At 64.3% G+C, this 1,003-nt stretch carries 1 protein-coding gene; it reads left to right on the top strand.

Features of this window, described 5'->3' with window-relative positions; genetic code table 11:
- Positions 1–856, top strand: an 856-nt coding sequence (locus ACZ38L_RS39705; protein ID WP_465703071.1) for a group II intron reverse transcriptase/maturase, incomplete at its 5' end; no start/stop codon positions are given.
- Between the last annotated feature and the right edge of the window lie 147 nt (positions 857–1,003).

Raw genomic sequence — 1,003 nt, 5'->3', positions numbered from 1 at the left:
AGCTGAGGAGGTCAAGGCGAGGATCCGGGCGTTCCTGCTTGAGGAGTTGAAGCTGGAACTGTCCGAATCCAAGACCCTGATCACGCACGCCACCAGCCAGGCGGCGCGCTTCCTCGGCTACGAGATCAGGACCCAGCACGGCGACGCGAAGATCACCCGGAACCGTCGGGCGGTCAACGGCGCCATCGGCCTGTTCGTGCCCAGGACCGTCATCCGGGACAGATGCGCCCGCTACATGAGCAGAGGGAAGCCCGCCCTACGAGGCACGCTGCTGCACGACGAGGATTTCACGATCGTCGCCAAGTACGGGTCCGAGTATCGCGGGTTCGTCCAGTACTACGTTCTCGCCCAGGATGTTTTTCGCCTGGAACTACTGCGCTGGGTCATGGAGACTTCGATGCTCAAGACCCTGGCCGGGAAGCACAAGTCGACCGTCACGAAGATGGCCCGCAGATACAAGGCGGCCGTCGACACCCCTGACGGCCGGCGGACCTGCTTCCAGGTCACGGTGCAGCGCGATAACGGCAGGAAATCACTGGTCGCCCGCTTCGGCGGAATCCCGCTCAAGCGTCAGCGTACCGCCGTCATCACCGACCGACAGCCCGTCATGGCCACTGCCCGACGCAACGAGCTGATCCATCGGCTCCTCGCCGGGCAGTGTGAGATTTGCGAGGGACGCGAAGGACTGCAAGTCCACCACATCCGCAAACTCGCCGATCTCAACAAACCAGGACGGCCGGAACGGCCGCCGTGGGTACACCTGATGGCCATGCGCAAGCGAAAGACCCTCGTGGTCTGCGAGCGCTGCCACCAGGACATCCACGCTGGGCGGGGCACAGCCACCACCCGGAAATGATCACTGGAGAGCCGTGTGCGGGGAAAACTCGCCTGCACGGTTCGGGAAGGGGCCGTCGGAAAAGGACCCGAACCACGGGCACCTCGTCGGCGGCCTACTTCACTCTGTGAGGGCCGAGGGGTGAGATTCCCCTCGGCTACTCGGCAG

It is taken from the genome of Kitasatospora sp. NPDC024654 (assembly GCF_055559155.1).
This window is presented reverse-complemented; position numbering and strand designations above follow the sequence as displayed.